Origin of the sequence: Streptomyces sp. SID13031, assembly GCF_010548305.1 — a bacterium.
Classification (GTDB): domain Bacteria; phylum Actinomycetota; class Actinomycetes; order Propionibacteriales; family Kribbellaceae; genus Kribbella.
This window is the reverse complement of the sequence record NZ_JAAGLV010000095.1, coordinates 1-419: the sequence shown is the minus strand read 5'-3', so window position 1 is coordinate 419 and position 419 is coordinate 1. Positions and strand designations below refer to the sequence as shown.

General features: G+C 69.5%; 1 protein-coding gene. It reads left to right on the top strand.

Going from position 1 to position 419, the window contains the following annotated elements; all coding sequences use genetic code 11:
* Positions 1 to 419 (top strand): ion transporter (locus G3I17_RS39405; RefSeq protein WP_239063353.1); only part of this gene is annotated, 419 nt, incomplete at both ends.

The following is a 419-nucleotide window of genomic DNA, read 5'->3' as shown; positions in this document are numbered from 1 at the left end:
CTGACCGTCCTCGCCGTGATCCTCCTCAACGCGGCACTGCTGGGCCTGGAGACCTACTCCGGACTCGTCGCGGAATGGCACCGCTGGTTACGTCTGGCCGAGCACGCCTGCCTGGCCGTGTTCACCGTGGAGATCCTGCTGCGCCTGGGGGCCCACGCCGACCGCCCCCGGAACTTCTGCAAGGACCCGTGGAACCTCTTCGACCTCGCCGTGGTCCTCTGCGCGTTCCTGCCGTTCGTCCGCGAGAACACCACCGTCCTGCGGCTGCTGCGGCTGGCCCGGGTGCTACGGACGGCCCGCTTCCTCCCGCAGCTGCGGATCGTGCTGGTCGCCGTGGGCCGCAGCCTCCCCGGCACCTTGAGCTTCCTGCTGGTCGGCGCGCTTCTGCTCTACGTGTACGCGATGGTCGGCTGGGTCTT